The following is a 15,549-nucleotide window of genomic DNA, read 5'->3' as shown; positions in this document are numbered from 1 at the left end:
ACCAGATCGGTGGCTTTATTTTTGATTGCTTATTTCAAGTCTTGTGCTTGACCATATTGATCTGCCATGACTTCTACAAACTGGTCCAGTTTGATGTATTTTTTGATGGCCGCATTGACATCCTCTTTGGTCAATTTCGCAAGCTCCTGATCGCGCTCTGCGCGATCCAACAGCGTTTTGTTACGCTCTAACTGGCCCGTCAACATGCCATGAATATTGCGCTCGTCTTCCAAAGCCGTCACACGTTTTTTCATGATATCTGCTTTGGCTGCTTCCACTTCCTGCTCAGTCACGCCTTTGCTCAGCAACTCATTCAATACCTTGTGTACCGATTGTGAAACTTGCTCAGAACGGCCAGAGGTATAATTTGCAGTAATGCTTAAAGTACCATCATCAATATCTGGATCAAGATCTAAGCCACTGCCAAAGCCATACACCAACGCATTTTTCTCACGTAGCTCCTGTGCTAATCGTGATGACAATTGCGAGTTACCCAAGATATGGCTAAGAATAATCAATGCAGGTGCATCTTTATGGTATGAACCCACAGGCAATGCCAATACACTTTGATAACTGCCGAACTCACGTTGTTCCGATAAAGCATGCACTTTCTGTGCTTTATACACCGTATATTGACCTGTTACTTTAGTGAAAGGCTGCTTCGCTTTCCAAGAACCAAAGGCTTTTTGCAAAGTTTTCTGCATTTTCTTGGCATCAAAGTCACCCGTCACAGCAATTTGAGCATGGTCTGTCACAAAGAACTGATCATAGAATTGTTTCACTTGCGGCTGGGTTACTTCACTAATCTGTTTCTTCGCAAGTTCTGGTTCAAAGTGATAACGGATATCGCCTGGTTGATAGATTTCCAGAATCTTAGACAGGGTCATCGATGATACAACCGCGGGTTCCGTATATGGGCGATCCAATACAGACAGACTTTGATTTTTTGCTAGATCAAACTCAGTTTGCGAGAATTTTGGCTGCTTAAGGACATCAACAATAAAGTTAAAGAAGTCTTCGAACTTGTCTTTCTTCGCTTGAACAACGATGGTAAAACCATTGCCATTTGAACTGACCGATGCGCCACCACTAGCCGCAATCGCCTTATCAGTAATTTCCTGCAAAGTATGCTTTTCAGAACCACGTAGCATTAAATAGCTGGCTAAATCTAAAGTAACCCCTTTACCAAATAATGCTTTTTCATCACCAAAATCCAAGCTAATCGTGGCATAAGTTTTATCATCACGTGTAGGCGTTGGGAAGAGTGCATAGCGAATACCATTCTTTAATTCACCACGTTGAATTTTCTGCTCATTTTTTTGCAATTGCTGAGCAGACTGTGCCATAAATTGGGTCACTTCCTGCTTATAAACATTTGCATCTTTTAATGGCTCAGGCTTTTCATCGCTTTGATCTAAAGTTTTTGGCTTCTCTTCAGCTTTCATGGTCATCGCTTTCTTTTGATCTTCAGGCGTCGGTAAAATATCGCCTGAAATACGATGTGAAGAGACTAAAAATTCTTTTAAGGTTTTATTCGCATCATTCAGCTTTAAGTCTTGAACGGCTTGTAAGTCCTTAAAATATTGATCCCATTGACCATGTGATGAAACTGCGTAATCGCTCAGGCGTGAACCTAAAGCGACAGCGTCATTGGCAATGGTATCTGCGGTATTTTGCGTAATATTTTTAATCCGCTGTAATTCAGCCTCGGTGAATGGCTGGCTATTTTCAACACCTGTTTTTAATGCGTCATCAACCTTTTTCGCATCATGATTTGGGGCATAAATTGCGCCCATAAAGACCACGTTAAAGTCTTGATCTAACCATGTTGTTGATTGCACTGCAGTGCTGATTCCCGTTTCTACCATACTCTTATACAAAGTACCACTTGGCTGCATGGTATATAACGCTGGCGCAAGTGCTAAAGTCGGTTGTAATGGGGTATTTTTTCCATTCATATAGACATGGAATTTAGCTAAATCACTACCCTTTTGTACCGTAAACTGACGCTGTTCAATTTTACTTGAATCGAGAACAGGCACTTGAACTTGCGCAGGTACTGGACGTGCTGGAATTGGACTAAAATACTGATCAATTTTAGATAAGACCTCAGTCTTATCAAATTTACCTGAAATCACCATCACTGCATTATTTGGCGCATACCAAGTTCTATAGAACTGGTTCAATTCATTCAGTTGAATCGACTTTAATTCAGGTAAATCGCCAATTGGTAAACGACCTAAATATTGATTGCCATAAGCCGCTTTCCACATTTGATCCATCAGTACAGCAAACGGCTGATCCATACGGATTTCTCGTTCACGTTTTACGATTTCAATTTCAGAAGGAACAAATTTTTCTTGTAGCACCAATTTATCCATACGCTCTGATTCAAGGTATAGGATTTCATTGAGTGCATTTTTTTCAGGACGAACAATATTTAAATATTTAGTCGCATAATAATCTGTGCTGGCGTTGGTCATCAACGTATATTGGTCTAGACGACGTTGAAACTCATCGCCCTTCACATTTTGAGTGCCTTTAAAGGCCAAATGTTCTAATAGATGTGCAAGTCCGCCTTTACCCTTAGGATCATTCAAAGAACCTGTTAAATAAACCGTATTTACATAGACTTTATTTTCTTTATCGTTTGGCGCAAGAATAACTCTGAAACCGTTATCTAATTTATATTCTTCGATATTTTTTTCACTTTTTACGAGTACCGTCTGAGACCAAGACGTTGCACTCAACCCAATCAAACAAAGAGAGAGAGTAAGTTGCTTAAACCGCATTAACATAATTTATCCAAGTGTTTTTGGTGATTTAAATAAAAACGTCAAGCTATAGTAGAGAACGATTCGCATTTTTAATAGTTATGTTTTGAAAAAAGCTGTTTATTTAAACAGCTTTTATCTTTATTTTTGCACAGTTTAAGCTAAAAATCAGATTGTCAGTTCGGCTTGCATATACAATTTGGCATAGCCTGAAATTTCAATACGATCTTCAGATGCAATGACACATTCTAAAATCCCACCGCGTTTAGATGCCTGAAAGGCTGTTAATCGAGTCTGATTCAATTTTTCAGCCCAAAGTGGAACGATTGCAGTATGGATTGAACCTGTTACTGGATCTTCATCAATACCAATCGCTGGTGCAAAATAACGAGAAACACAATCAAACTGCCCTTCACCTCTGGCGGTAATTGCAACATCGGGTTGAGAAGCAGTAATCGCTGTACGAACTTGTCCAAGTTGTTTTAGCTTTTCCAGATCAGGTTGTTCATCCAATACATCTTGCACCGTTTCATATTCAATAATATAGGCTTGGACATTGCGATAGACCGCTTTAAATGGCTTGGTGAGCCCTTCACGTAATACTTGAGGATAATCAGTAACTAACTCTGCTTTACGAATCGGGAAATTCATTTTAATTTTGCCATCGGCATCTTGGCTGACAATAAAAACACCCAGATCGCGTACATGGAACTGGATCGTTTCTACCTTGGTAAAGTCCTTAAATAAAACAAATGCACTGGCTAAAGTCGCATGCCCACAAAACGCAACCTCATTGAGTGGAGAAAACCAACGAATCTCATAATTGGTTTCATCAATCGTTTTCACAAAAGCCGTTTCAGACAGATTATTTTCCATGGCAATATTCTGCATCAAACGATCATCTAACCATTCATCGACGACGATCACAGCCGCGGGATTTCCTTTAAATAATTCTTTTGTAAAAGCATCAACTTGGTACATCTTCATGTCACAGCACTCTCTCTATTTTTCAATTATTTTGAACATTTGGTCTATAAAGTATAGATACAGATTTTTCTAAATTTACGATACACCGTGGCATTTCTGATTCAAGACAACTAAGTGCTTTAAAATTAAGCAAAAGCAACGCTCCGCTTGCTAACAGATCAGCCTGAAAGTCCAATGATTTAGCATAATTCAAAATAAGCCATACAGAATATTCACAATAAAAAATCTGAAGCTCACTATGGTATGACGCAGATTAAACAAGCGAGAAAAACCATGCGTATTCCTGTGAATGCTATCGTATTTGAAGATTTTGAAACCCTCGACATTATGGGTCCTGTTGAATTGTTTGGCTTGCTGCACGAACATTATCAAGTCCAGTTTTATAGCCTGAATGGCGGTCTGGTTTCCAATAAACATGGTGTTTGTATCCAGACCAAATCCTTTAGCGAAATGCACGTGAATGACCAAAGTATTCTGCTTGTTCCTGGCGGTATCGTGACTTTTGAATTAATCAAAAATCAACAGTTTCTTGACCAACTCAAAACTTTAGCGGCTCAAAGCAGACATGTTCTGACGATTTGTACTGGCAGCTCATTACTTGCAGCGACAGATCTTTTAAATGGCATTAAGGCAACATCGAATAAAATGGCGTTTGAATTTGTACAAAAACTCAATGACCAAGTGTTGTGGCAAGCCCAAGCCCGTTGGGTGATTGATGGGAAATTCTATACTTCATCGGGTGTGAGTGCAGGTATGGATATGACCCTTGCCTTCATCCATGACACACAGGGTGAAAAAGTTGCCCAGCTTTGTGCTGAAGAGGCCGAATATATCTGGAATAGCAATCCAAACGTTGATCCCTTTTGTAAAGTAAAAGCAGGCTGATCAACGCTGCATATGAAGATTTATTTTGTTATCACTTGTTGTAGGTATTTTATTTTTAAATCAGCCTTTAAATAACCACATCTTTAATAAGTTGCTATTTGTTTTCACAGCATGGGTAAATAGATGTGTACATAATATAGGCAATTAATGAAAGCTCATATTTCCGCAATAAATTCAATATAATCCAATTTACTATATTTAAACTCATCAAATACACACAAAAAATCTAATTTATAAACAAATTGGGCAATGCTTTGCATAAAAATTATAAAGGTGACAATCTTTATCCAATTATTTTTAAATTTTCTATTTATTTTAATAATCCTGGATATTCATAATATGCAAGCATTTATAACAAGAGGATGTTTTACTAACCACGGTGGCAAGATCATTGAAGGAGATGATTTTTGGCTGATAGATGGTAAAGCGGCTCATTTAGAGGGAATGAAACATTATTGTCCTAAATGTAATGTGATTTCAAAAGCCATAGCAACGCAACGAGGTTTTATGCAGGTTAATGGCCATAATTTAATTGTGGCTGGCGACCAAGCAACATGTGGCGCAAAGTACATGAAGATTTCAGATTTAGCTGTGCGAACTGGTGGCTCTGGTTCGGGTGCTAGCTCAGGGCAAGCAAGTAATGTTCAGAATATTATTGATCAATTAAATTTTGATGAGCGTGTTCAATTGATCGATAGAGATGATAATGAACCCTTGGCAAACATCCCCTATCACCTCAAAGACTCTACTGGTAGTGTCGTAGCTTCAGGAACCACAGATGAAAATGGATATACAGAAAGGTTTCATACGACCAAACCTGAAGATATTCACATTTTTATCGGAGAGCCGGAGTGACACAAGGAACCTGCAAAACCAATACAAAGGCTGAATCTGTACATAAACAGCCCATCAAGTTAAAAGAATATTTAATATGTGTTTATTACTACAAACCTTCAAAGAGCGATGACAAGGCTTTTCAACGAGCATCAAATCACTGGCTATCCCAACTGAAGCTAAAAAACTGCGGTGATAACTATGTATTTAAAGAGTACCAAGTTACGTCAGGCCAAGACTTTAAAAAAGTTTGGAAGGAAATCTATGACGAGATAAATAAGAATGTTGCTAAGGTCAAGGAAATGCATGTTTTTAGCCATTCTAGTAAAACAGACGGTGGTAATGATGGCCTAGAGTTTTTGAGCACCAGAAACGCTCGTAATGAAGTTTTAGAGGATGGTACAATTTCCTATAGTGAAATATCCCAGTTAGAGAAATTGCGCTGGTCTCCAAATGCTAATCTCGTTTTGCATGGCTGCAATACAGGACTAAGAGGGACTTCACCTCAATCCATTGCAGATATATTTGCAATTAGACAAGAAAAATGCAGAGTGCACGGTCAAAAAGGCTGGGCTTATTTTTCTAGAAAAGAAGCTGTTTATGAGCGAACTTCACCTACAGATAAAGAGATCTATCTATGGGCCTACAGTAGAGGGAATAACAGCTATGTAGGCAACGTAATCGGTGGGGAACGAATTCCAGCATTCATTGTTGAAAAGAAGAAGTGATATGAAAGTTAAAATCTTATTTTGGGTTGCTCTCCTAAACATTATTGGAGTTGTATTCATTTATACCCTATCTTTTATGACAAAGAACAATCACTATGCTGTTTCAATTGATACATTTTTCATTTCCACCTCAGCTTTAATATTAATTATTACATTAATTCTGAAGCAGAAAATAGAAATTCTAATTAGTATCATCGCGTTATTACTGAGTATAAGTATGAATGTATTTAATATCAGTATTAGCTATCAAAAATGGTTAGAGCGAGAGCAGCCAGAATTAGGTCATCGAGATGCAGATTTGAATAACGAAAAAATATAATCACAGAATAGCCTTAACCATTAAATTTGAGACTGTTTTAGCACGAAATGAATTTAATTAGTTCTCAATTTGGAGTATGTTACCTATTACATATCGGTCAATACTCATCTTTCCCATATTGTTTAATTTTCTATTTACCTTCTGCAAAGAAATAATACCTAAGTTCTTAAACTGTGGCGTGTCAAATATCACATATAGCCAATGTGCTATCTCCACAAACATAAGCAGTATTATCACATATAATCTCTACACGCATTGAATTCAAGTAACCGTTTAACGGGCTTCTTTAGATCACAATGAGTCCCTTTTATTCGACTCTATCTTTCTTAACAAGATAAGCTTTTTCCATCTCCCATAAAAATGAGTGGCATAAAACCACTCATTTTGATTAGAGCCTTTTATCCCTATTTCAATCAATTCTGACATCAAAGCCTAGATTTTCTGCAATCATCAGCGTTTGATCAAGATTAATAATCGCCTCTTTAATTTGAGTCTCTTTCGGATCTAAGGCACTCAAATCACTGCCTCTTAAATCACACTTGGTAAAATCTGCGCGGTGTAGCCATGCACCAGAGAGATCACTCTCTCGAATCGAACTTCCATGGCAACGCGCCGCAGTCAAATCAGCTTCCCTTAAACGGGTTCTCAAAAAAGAAGCTTTCTCTAAATCCGCGCCCGGTAATCCAACAAAAGCCCAATCACTGTCCTCAACCCGCATATGGTGAAACTGACAATCACTAAACATGCTACCAACCAACTTGCAGTCGGTGAATTTACTATCAAAGAAATTGCAGAAATAGAAAGTACAATTTAAAAATGCGCTACGCTGATGAACCGATGCATTAAAACGTGCTCGTCGAAAAGTACATTCATTAAAAATCGCACCTGTACTTTGAGCTTCTGACAGATCTAAGTCTACAAATAGCGTCCGCTCATATTTTTGATTATTGAGTACTTGTCCGTACCAATCCAAGCTAGTAATGGTTTCTGTTGTTTTCGGTGCTGCTGCACCATATTTTCTTTCCGCCATGATGTTCAATTTTTATTTTCGAATACATCAAAATATGTCATACATTCAATTTTGTACATGTTTTTCTCACGACTTATTTATCTCAATTTTAAATAAAAAAAGAGCGGTAAAACCGCTCTTTCATTTCATGCTTAGACTTTAATCTTCCATATGCTGGATTATGGCTTGTCCAAATTCAGAACAGCGTAGTAAGGTTGCATTTGGCATTAAACGCTCAAAGTCGTACGTCACGGTCTTGGCAGAAATTGCACCCGAAACACCTTGAATAATTAGATCCGCGGCTTCAACCCAGCCCATATCACGCAGCATCATTTCTGCAGAGAGAATAATCGAACCCGGGTTGACCTTATCTTGCCCCGCATACTTCGGTGCAGTGCCATGTGTTGCTTCATAAACTGCAATTGCACCGCCAATATTCGCGCCCGGTGCAATCCCAATGCCGCCCACCTCTGCTGCAAGTGCATCAGAAATATAGTCACCATTTAAGTTCAGTGTCGCAATCACGGAATAATCGGCTGGACGCATTAAAATTTGCTGTAAGAATGCATCGGCAATCACATCTTTAATAATAATGTCTTTACCCGTTTTCGGATTTTTAATTTTTACCCAAGGCCCACCATCTAGCAGCTGCCCACCAAAACGCTCCATCGCAAGTTCATAGCCCCACTCTTTAAACGCACCTTCGGTGTATTTCATGATGTTACCTTTGTGTACTAGCGTCACAGAAGGTTTGTCATTATCAATCGCAAACTGAATGGCTTTACGCACCAGACGTTGGGTTCCTTCTTTAGAAACAGGCTTAATGCCGATACCACAATCTTTAGGGAATCGGATTTTGGTCACCCCCATTTCTTCTTGCAAAAATTTAATAACTTTTTTCGCTTCTGGAGAATCGGCCTTCCATTCAATCCCCGCATAGATATCTTCTGAGTTTTCACGGAAAATCACCATATCCGTGAGTTCTGGATGTTGCACAGGTGAAGGCACACCTTCAAACCAACGTACTGGACGCACACAAACATATAGATCAAGTTCTTGGCGCAATGCAACATTCAAAGAACGAATACCGCCTCCGACAGGTGTAGTCAAAGGGCCTTTTATTGATATAATAAACTCGCGTAAAGCATCAAAAGTTTCTTCTGGCATATAATTGCCATAAATTTTATCTGCTTTTTCGCCGCAGTAGACTTCCATCCATTCGATCGAACGTTTGCCACCGTAAGCTTTTAACACGGCGGCATCTACTACTGCCTTCATTGCTGGTGTAATATCCACACCAATACCATCACCTTCAATAAAAGGGATGATTGGACGATTTGGAACATTCAATGACAGGTCTGCATTTACTGTGATTTTGTCTCCATCAGCAGGAACCACAATCTTCTGATAACCCATTTTGTAGGTTCTCCCTCATGTATTTAGCGATTATCTCTATGCCTTCTATGGCATACTTTCGTTTTTTATTGCATGAAACAGTTTAGTTCAAAACAGGTTTTTTTTGAGATTTATACGGGAAATAACAACATTTCTCCATTAAATAGAAACCTTTATTGTTATGATGCCGCCCATAGCCAAAGTAGTATATCCATATGAAAGTAGTCGTATTTAATAAACCTTTTGACGTTTTGTCACAGTTTCGCGAAGATGAAAAACATTTAACAGTTTCAAGTTTTATTAAAGATCCTGAACTTCGTATTGCAGGACGTCTAGATTTAGACTCTGAAGGTTTAATGTTTCTTACTGATCATGGTGGTTTAAATCAATTCATCACCCACCCTGATAATAAGAAATATAAAACTTATCTTGCTCAAGTTGATGGTGATGTCACAGAAGAAGCTATTGAAAAACTGCAAAAGGGTGTTGAACTTGCAGATGGTATGACTTTACCTGCCAAAGCGCGTAAAGTTGAACAACCGGAATGGCTATGGGAACGTAACCCACCTGTACGTTATCGTGCAAATATTCCAACGACTTGGATCGAACTACAAATCTGTGAAGGTCGTAATCGTCAAGTACGTCGTATGACAGCGGCTGTGGGTTTCCCGACTTTACGTCTGATCCGTACTCAAATTGGCAGCATTGATCTCGTCAAACTGGGTTTACAGCCTGGTGAACAACTCGAAATCGAACCTTTACTTTATCCAGACTTTAAAGACGTTCCGGCAGACAAGCCTTATGAAGGTCGTTCTTTCGCGAAAAAATCGAATAATAAACCGCATTTCTCTCGTGCCAAAGATAAAGCACGTGAAGAAAGAGGTGAAAAACCATTTAAAGGTAAGAAAAAAGCTGGCGGTGGTACAACCCGTATTTGGCAAACTGATGATGCAGATAAACCACGTCGTAAGACCAATGGTACAACGCGTCCAAATACCAAAGCACCACGCGGACGTAGCCGTAACGGTCGTTAAAATCTAAATTGAGCGCATAAAAAAGCCGATGTTTTCACATCGGCTTTTTTATATCACCGACAATATTGCCGGTGATATATCAACAATTACAGTGACGCAAGTGTGGTATTAAATGTTGCGCTTGGGCGCATTACTGCATTTACTTTCGCTGGATCGATTGCATAGTAACCACCGATATCAGCAGCTTGACCTTGTACTTGAGCAAGCTCAGCAACAATCTTCTGTTCGTTTTCAGCAAGTGACTTTGCAAGCGGAGCAAATTTCGCTTTCAACTCAGCATCTTCATCTTGAGCTGCTAATGCTTCAGCCCAGTACAATGCTAAATAGAAGTGGCTGCCACGGTTATCTAACTCACCTGTACGACGTGATGGCGATTTGTCGTTATCCAACAATTTTCCTGTCGCTTGATCAAGCGTCTTGGCAAGCAATTTCGCACGGTTATTGTCTTCTTTGATACCAAGCTCTTCTAAAGACACCGCCAATGCAAGGAACTCACCGAGTGAATCCCAACGTAAGTGGTTTTCTTCAACTAACTGCTGTACATGTTTCGGCGCTGAACCGCCTGCACCTGTTTCGTACATGCCACCGCCAGCCATTAACGGCACGATCGATAACATTTTCGCTGAAGTACCCAATTCCATAATCGGGAACAAGTCAGTTAAGTAGTCACGTAAGATGTTACCTGTTACCGAAATGGTATCTAAACCACGTGCTACGCGCTCAAGCGTATAACGCATTGCACGTACTTGTGACATGATTTGAATATCAAGACCTGTGGTGTCATGATCTTTCAAGTATTTTTCAACTTTTTTGATCAATTCATTTTCGTGTGGACGGTATGGGTCAAGCCAGAAGATCGCCGGCATGCCAGAGTTACGTGCACGTGTTACTGCAAGTTTCACCCAGTCACGGATTGGTGCATCTTTCACCTGACACATACGCCAGATATCGCCTTCTTCCACATTTTGTGACATCAACACTTCACCTGTGTCTAAATCAGTAATGTTGGCAATACCCGCTTCTGAAATTTCAAAAGTCTTATCGTGTGAACCGTATTCTTCTGCTTTTTGCGCCATCAAACCAACGTTAGGCACAGTACCCATAGTACGTGGGTCAAAGTTACCATTCCACTTACAGAAATTGATCATTTCTTGGTAGATACGTGCGAAAGTTGATTCAGGCATTACTGCTTTACAGTCATAGGGTTTGCCGTCAGCACCCCACATTTTACCGCCACCACGAATCATTGCAGGCATAGAAGCATCGACAATCACATCGTTTGGTGAATGGAAGTTGGTGATGCCTTTTGCAGAATCAACCATTGCAAGCGCAGGACGGTGTTCTTGGCAAGCATGTAAATCTTCGATGATTTCTTCACGTAAAGACGTCGGTAAAGTTGCAATCTTTTCATAAAGACCAGCCATACCGTTGTTTACGTTAATACCGAGTTCATCAAACAATTTACCGTGTTTTTCAAAAGCATCTTTGTAGTAAATTTTCACACAGTGACCGAATACGATCGGGTGTGACACTTTCATCATGGTTGCTTTCACGTGTAATGAGAACAAAATGCCTGCTTCACGACAATCTTCGAGTTCTTTCTCGTAGAAGTCACACAATGCTTTTTTGCTCATAAACATTGAGTCAATGATTTCACCATCTTGAAGTGCAACTTTTGGCTTAAGCACAATGGTTTCACCAGACTTAGTGATGAGTTCCATTTTCACATTACGTGCACGGTCTAAAGTCATTGATTTTTCGCCATGGTAGAAGTCGCCTTCATCCATGTGAGAAACATGAGTCTGTGACCACTGCTTCCACTCGCTCATTGAATGCGGGTGTTTTTTCGCATAATTTTTTACCGCAGCTGGTGCACGACGGTCAGAGTTACCTTCACGCAATACTGGGTTTACAGCTGAACCAAGGCATTTACCATAACGCGCCTTGATTTCTTTTTCTTCTTCAGTGGTTGGGTTTTCTGGATAATCAGGAATTGCATAGCCCTTCGACTGGAGCTCTTTAATACATGAAACAAGCTGAGCAACAGAAGCACTGATGTTCGGAAGTTTAATGATATTGGTATCTGGATCTTGCGTAAGACGACCTAACTCCGCAAGGTTATTGTTTACCTTTTGCTCATCTTTGAGGTAATCTGAAAATTCTGCGAGCACACGAACCGCAACTGAGATGTCACTTTTAACAATCTCAATGCCAGCAGGTTTTGTAAAGGTCTCAATGATCGGTAGTAATGAATAAGTCGCTAATAAAGGCGCCTCATCAGTCAGTGTGTAAATGATTTTTGACTTTCCACCAGCCATATATAGCCCCTTGTGTTGGATTGAGTTATGGAAAACTGCGCTTGTGGCCCAGCTCCTAGAACCGATTTGCTTGAACAAACTTGAGAGTATCAGCGTTCATCACATGCTAGTCAACGCAATATCCTGTGATAACGACATTTCGATAAAAAATACTACAAAATGATATAATAGTAGCGTTCTGGTATGTATATATGAGGTCAAGTTATGTCTTTTCAAATACAAACCACTGCCAACTTTAAATGAACGCACTGAGTTGATCATTTAGCAAACAAATATGCATATTGCTTATGCATGAACCCTATTTTGACAGAGCTTGATGAAGATTACGTTAATTCTTTAGTGGTAAGATCAATTTAAACGCCACCCCTTCAAATCGATTTTCGACCTCAGTTGAACCCGCATGTAACTGCATAATTGAGTTCACAATAGCCAAACCCAGACCACCTGTTTGTGCTTTTTGATGTCGACTTTCATCGACCTGATAAAACCGGTCGAATAAATAAGGCAAATGCTTTTCATCAATAAAAACGCCTTCTGTCACAATCGTCATGACACAGTTTAAATCACGTTGCTTTACCGCTACTGCAATCACACCATGTGCTCGACCATGTAAAATGGCATTACTGATTAAATTCGCAATCGCACGCTGAATTAATGCCTCATTCGCCATGATATTGAAATCATCCATGACATCCAGTTGGAGCGTCATCTGATGTTCTTCAATCAAACAATCAAAATAATCAATGACATTCCTCATCAGCTGTTTGACATTGACTGACTTTTTCTCAAGCACCTGTTCATCATGTTCAGAACGTGCAATAAACAGCATGCTTTCGATCATTTTGGTGAGTCGTTCATACTCTTCCAAATGCGAATATAATAAATTTTCTAATTCTTCTGTTTTACGGGGTTGTGACAATAGAATCTGAGTTTGTCCCATTAAATTATTCAGTGGTGTTCTCAGTTCATGTGCAATATCTTCTGAAAATTGCGCCAGTTTCTGATAATCCTGTTGAATTTTATCCAGCATTTCATTCATCGCCTGACTCAGTTGCTGAACTTCAATATTGGTGGATTCAACCTCAATACGATGGTTCAGTTTCTGCACATTAATTTTACTGGTCTCGGCAATCAAAGTACGCATGGAACGGAATAAATAATGTCCCACCATAAATCCCAGAAGACTGGACAATAGAATACCTAGCCCGCTATAAAACAAGACTTTCCAAAAATATTGACTCAGGATCTGATTCGCCCCATCCCATTGTTGTCCTGCAATCAATTGATACTGCTTATGATCATATTGGATGGATTGAAATGCAAAGCGTGTACTTGGATGCTCAACTGTATTATTACGATACTGAATTTTATTTGAATAATTCAGTTCAGGGATTTTGATCTGTAATGGATTAATCCTAATGAGATCGCGAGCTGATTCTTTGACAATAAAAATACTGTCCTCGTGCCCCACCATATTTTCATAAAGCTTAGGATATTTCCCCAATATCTGAACGGTATGTGCATCGGTCAAAAAAACTTCCATCCGTTTAATCCGAGCAGCCAAGGCCTTATCTTGCTGGGTATAGACCATTTCACGAAAATTTTGATAAGACAAACCGCCAATACTGATAAAAACTATGCAGGAAATTAAGCTAAAGGCAATACTTAAGCGGGATGCCAATGACAGTCTATTCATTATTGCCATCTTTTAAATCAACCTTATAGCCCATGCCCCTGACGGTATAAATTAGCTTAGGAACAAAATGATCATCAATCTTTGCCCTTAATCGGCGTATTGCAACATCCACCACATTGGTATCCGTTTCAAAATTAATATTCCAAACCATTGAAGCAATCTGCGTTCGTGTCAGTACTTCACCACGATGTTGAATCAACAACTGTAACAACACAAACTCTTTGGCAGTTAAATCAATTTTGGTATCAGCACGATACACTTCCCGACTGAGTCGGTTTAAACTTAAGTTTGAAATTTGATAAATTTCTTTTTCTACATTCGGTACACGGCGTAACAGGCTTTTGATCCTTGCCAAGAGTTCCACATAAGAAAATGGTTTAATTAAATAATCATCGGCTCCAAGCTCCAAACCTTTTACTCGATCCAGAACATGATCTTTTGCAGTTAGCATTAAAACTGGCATTTTCGAAAAAGTGCGTAATGTTTGTAAAACTTGCCAACCGTCCAATTGTGGCAGCATCACATCCAAAATCAGTAAATCAAAGAGGTCTTGTTGCAAACGTGACAATGCCTCTATGCCATCTTTTGCAATAGCACAGGTATAACCTGATTCATTTAATCCTTTCGCTAAAAACTGCGCGATTTTAGATTCATCTTCGACAATTAAAATATGCATCCCACATCTTAACCTTGTTTATTCATTGCCAAGATTACAAATCGGTAATCCAATTGTCATCACGCCAAGATTTTTTTCTTCCTACCATGTCCTGAGGAAATAAAGATTTTTATCACCAAACATTCCTCTACTGATTTTGGAAAATTGAATATGGACAAGCTACTCACCCGTTTCGCGGTTTCATCTGTTTTACTGACTGCTGTATCCCTAAGTTACGCTCAGGACGTCAATGATGCAGGTTATTATATCTCTGCAAAAGTTGCCGCTGCTAAGCTCCAAGCCGACAATATGGAAACCAGCTTACGCCCTGGCATTGGTCAATTTATCGCGGGTAAAGATAAAAAAGATTTAACCAATACCTCATTGGGCTTCGGCTATGACTTTGGCAATGGTTGGCGTACTGATGGTGAATATACCTTTAAAAATAATGCTGAATTTACCAGTGGCTCAAGCAACTTTCCAACCAGCCTCAATCATCATAAAGTCGATACACAACGTTTAATGTTGAATGCTTATCGTGATTTTGAAGTCATGCAAAATGTCGCTGTATACGGCAATCTTGGACTAGGTGTTGCACGTACGGAATCTTCAGGCTGGCAAGGTAATACCTCTCGCCAATATCTTTCAAATACCGAAACTCAACTGGTGTATAGCATAGGTGCAGGTGCTAGTTATAAAGCAATTGATAACCTTAACCTTGATTTGGGCTACCGTTATGTAGACTTGGGTAAAGCCGATAGCGGGTTAAACAACTTTGCCAATGCGCGTAGTTTGCAAGATGAGCAAATGAAAGCACATCTATACTTAAGCGAGTTCTATCTAGGCGCAAGATATTCATTCTAAAACAGCATTAAAAAAGCACTGATTAGCAGTGTTTTTTTGCGCTCCTATCCC

Annotated in this window: 13 protein-coding genes; 6 read left to right on the top strand and 7 right to left on the bottom strand. The window is 39.4% G+C overall.

Annotated elements, in window-relative coordinates; all coding sequences use genetic code 11:
• Positions 1–29: 29 nt before the first annotated feature.
• Both F902_RS07110 and F902_RS07105 read right to left on the bottom strand, forming a co-directional pair.
• The gene (locus F902_RS07110; RefSeq protein ID WP_005202288.1) at positions 30–2,798 is read right to left on the bottom strand and encodes a M16 family metallopeptidase; all 2,769 of its coding nucleotides are present in this window, start codon (positions 2,796–2,798) and stop codon (positions 30–32) included.
• Between the two features lie 144 nt (positions 2,799–2,942).
• Complete coding sequence (locus tag F902_RS07105; RefSeq protein WP_005202287.1) at positions 2,943–3,761, bottom strand: PhzF family phenazine biosynthesis protein; 819 nt, start codon at positions 3,759–3,761, stop codon at positions 2,943–2,945.
• 273 nt (positions 3,762–4,034) lie between these two features.
• Between F902_RS07105 and F902_RS07100 the strand changes: the two genes are divergently transcribed.
• From F902_RS07100 to F902_RS07085, 4 genes are all read left to right on the top strand, one after another.
• A complete protein-coding gene (locus tag F902_RS07100) occupies positions 4,035–4,646 on the top strand; it encodes a DJ-1/PfpI family protein (protein WP_005202286.1) in 612 nt (203 codons plus the stop codon).
• A gap of 339 nt (positions 4,647–4,985) precedes the next feature.
• Entirely contained in the window at positions 4,986–5,501 is a 516-nt protein-coding gene (locus tag F902_RS07095; protein WP_005202285.1) for a PAAR domain-containing protein, read from the top strand.
• Positions 5,498–6,208: a hypothetical protein gene (locus F902_RS07090; protein ID WP_005202283.1), complete on the top strand. Its 711-nt coding sequence runs from the start codon at positions 5,498–5,500 to the stop codon at positions 6,206–6,208. The genes F902_RS07095 and F902_RS07090 overlap by 4 nt, the downstream gene beginning before the upstream one ends.
• A 1-nt stretch (position 6,209) precedes the next feature.
• Complete coding sequence (locus F902_RS07085; protein ID WP_005202282.1) at positions 6,210–6,527, top strand: hypothetical protein; 318 nt, start codon at positions 6,210–6,212, stop codon at positions 6,525–6,527.
• A 409-nt stretch (positions 6,528–6,936) separates the two neighbouring features.
• On the opposite strand, the gene F902_RS07075 is transcribed toward F902_RS07085, so the two are convergent.
• Positions 6,937–7,557 carry a pentapeptide repeat-containing protein gene (locus F902_RS07075; protein ID WP_005202281.1) on the bottom strand — a complete coding sequence of 207 codons (621 nt, stop codon included), beginning with the start codon at positions 7,555–7,557 and terminating at the stop codon, positions 6,937–6,939.
• Positions 7,558–7,695: 138 nt separating this feature from the next.
• Positions 7,696–8,952: an NADP-dependent isocitrate dehydrogenase gene (gene icd, locus F902_RS07070; protein ID WP_005202280.1), complete on the bottom strand. Its 1,257-nt coding sequence runs from the start codon at positions 8,950–8,952 to the stop codon at positions 7,696–7,698.
• 194 nt (positions 8,953–9,146) lie between these two features.
• On the opposite strand from icd, the gene F902_RS07065 reads away from it, so the two are divergent.
• Positions 9,147–9,965: an rRNA large subunit pseudouridine synthase E gene (locus F902_RS07065; protein WP_005202279.1), complete on the top strand. Its 819-nt coding sequence runs from the start codon at positions 9,147–9,149 to the stop codon at positions 9,963–9,965.
• An 86-nt stretch (positions 9,966–10,051) separates the two neighbouring features.
• Here the strand turns inward: F902_RS07065 and F902_RS07060 are convergent, their stop codons facing one another.
• The 3 genes from F902_RS07060 to F902_RS07050 all read right to left on the bottom strand — a co-directional run bounded on the left by F902_RS07060 (position 10,052) and on the right by F902_RS07050 (position 14,655).
• A complete protein-coding gene (locus tag F902_RS07060; protein ID WP_005202278.1) occupies positions 10,052–12,283 on the bottom strand; it encodes an NADP-dependent isocitrate dehydrogenase in 2,232 nt (743 codons plus the stop codon).
• Between the two features lie 328 nt (positions 12,284–12,611).
• Positions 12,612–13,988: a heavy metal sensor histidine kinase gene (locus tag F902_RS07055; protein ID WP_005202277.1), complete on the bottom strand. Its 1,377-nt coding sequence runs from the start codon at positions 13,986–13,988 to the stop codon at positions 12,612–12,614.
• A complete protein-coding gene (locus F902_RS07050) occupies positions 13,972–14,655 on the bottom strand; it encodes a heavy metal response regulator transcription factor (RefSeq protein ID WP_005202276.1) in 684 nt (227 codons plus the stop codon). The genes F902_RS07055 and F902_RS07050 overlap by 17 nt, the downstream gene beginning before the upstream one ends.
• A 150-nt stretch (positions 14,656–14,805) precedes the next feature.
• Here F902_RS07050 and F902_RS07045 point away from each other — a divergent pair, with 150 nt between their 5' ends.
• Positions 14,806–15,498, top strand: a complete 693-nt coding sequence (locus F902_RS07045; RefSeq protein ID WP_005202275.1) for an outer membrane protein — start codon at positions 14,806–14,808, stop codon at positions 15,496–15,498.
• Positions 15,499–15,549: the final 51 nt, after the last annotated feature.

The sequence above is a fragment of the Acinetobacter higginsii genome (genome assembly GCF_000369525.1).
GTDB classification, from domain to species: Bacteria; Pseudomonadota; Gammaproteobacteria; order Pseudomonadales; family Moraxellaceae; genus Acinetobacter; species Acinetobacter higginsii.
This window is presented reverse-complemented; position numbering and strand designations above follow the sequence as displayed.

What these genes read in the sequence shown, in the direction of transcription:
- F902_RS07100 (WP_005202286.1), top strand. Translation starts at nt 4,035, where the DNA reads ATGCGTATTCCTGTGAATGCTATCGTATTTGAAGATTTTGAAACCCTC.
- F902_RS07065 (WP_005202279.1), top strand. Translation starts at nt 9,147, where the DNA reads ATGAAAGTAGTCGTATTTAATAAACCTTTTGACGTTTTGTCACAGTTT.
- F902_RS07055 (WP_005202277.1), bottom strand. Translation starts at nt 13,988, where the DNA reads ATGGCAATAATGAATAGACTGTCATTGGCATCCCGCTTAAGTATTGCC.
- F902_RS07095 (WP_005202285.1), top strand. Translation starts at nt 4,986, where the DNA reads ATGCAAGCATTTATAACAAGAGGATGTTTTACTAACCACGGTGGCAAG.
- F902_RS07060 (WP_005202278.1), bottom strand. Translation starts at nt 12,283, where the DNA reads ATGGCTGGTGGAAAGTCAAAAATCATTTACACACTGACTGATGAGGCG.
- F902_RS07110 (WP_005202288.1), bottom strand. Translation starts at nt 2,798, where the DNA reads ATGTTAATGCGGTTTAAGCAACTTACTCTCTCTCTTTGTTTGATTGGG.
- F902_RS07085 (WP_005202282.1), top strand. Translation starts at nt 6,210, where the DNA reads ATGAAAGTTAAAATCTTATTTTGGGTTGCTCTCCTAAACATTATTGGA.
- F902_RS07075 (WP_005202281.1), bottom strand. Translation starts at nt 7,557, where the DNA reads ATGGCGGAAAGAAAATATGGTGCAGCAGCACCGAAAACAACAGAAACC.
- F902_RS07050 (WP_005202276.1), bottom strand. Translation starts at nt 14,655, where the DNA reads ATGCATATTTTAATTGTCGAAGATGAATCTAAAATCGCGCAGTTTTTA.
- icd (WP_005202280.1), bottom strand. Translation starts at nt 8,952, where the DNA reads ATGGGTTATCAGAAGATTGTGGTTCCTGCTGATGGAGACAAAATCACA.
- F902_RS07105 (WP_005202287.1), bottom strand. Translation starts at nt 3,761, where the DNA reads ATGAAGATGTACCAAGTTGATGCTTTTACAAAAGAATTATTTAAAGGA.
- F902_RS07045 (WP_005202275.1), top strand. Translation starts at nt 14,806, where the DNA reads ATGGACAAGCTACTCACCCGTTTCGCGGTTTCATCTGTTTTACTGACT.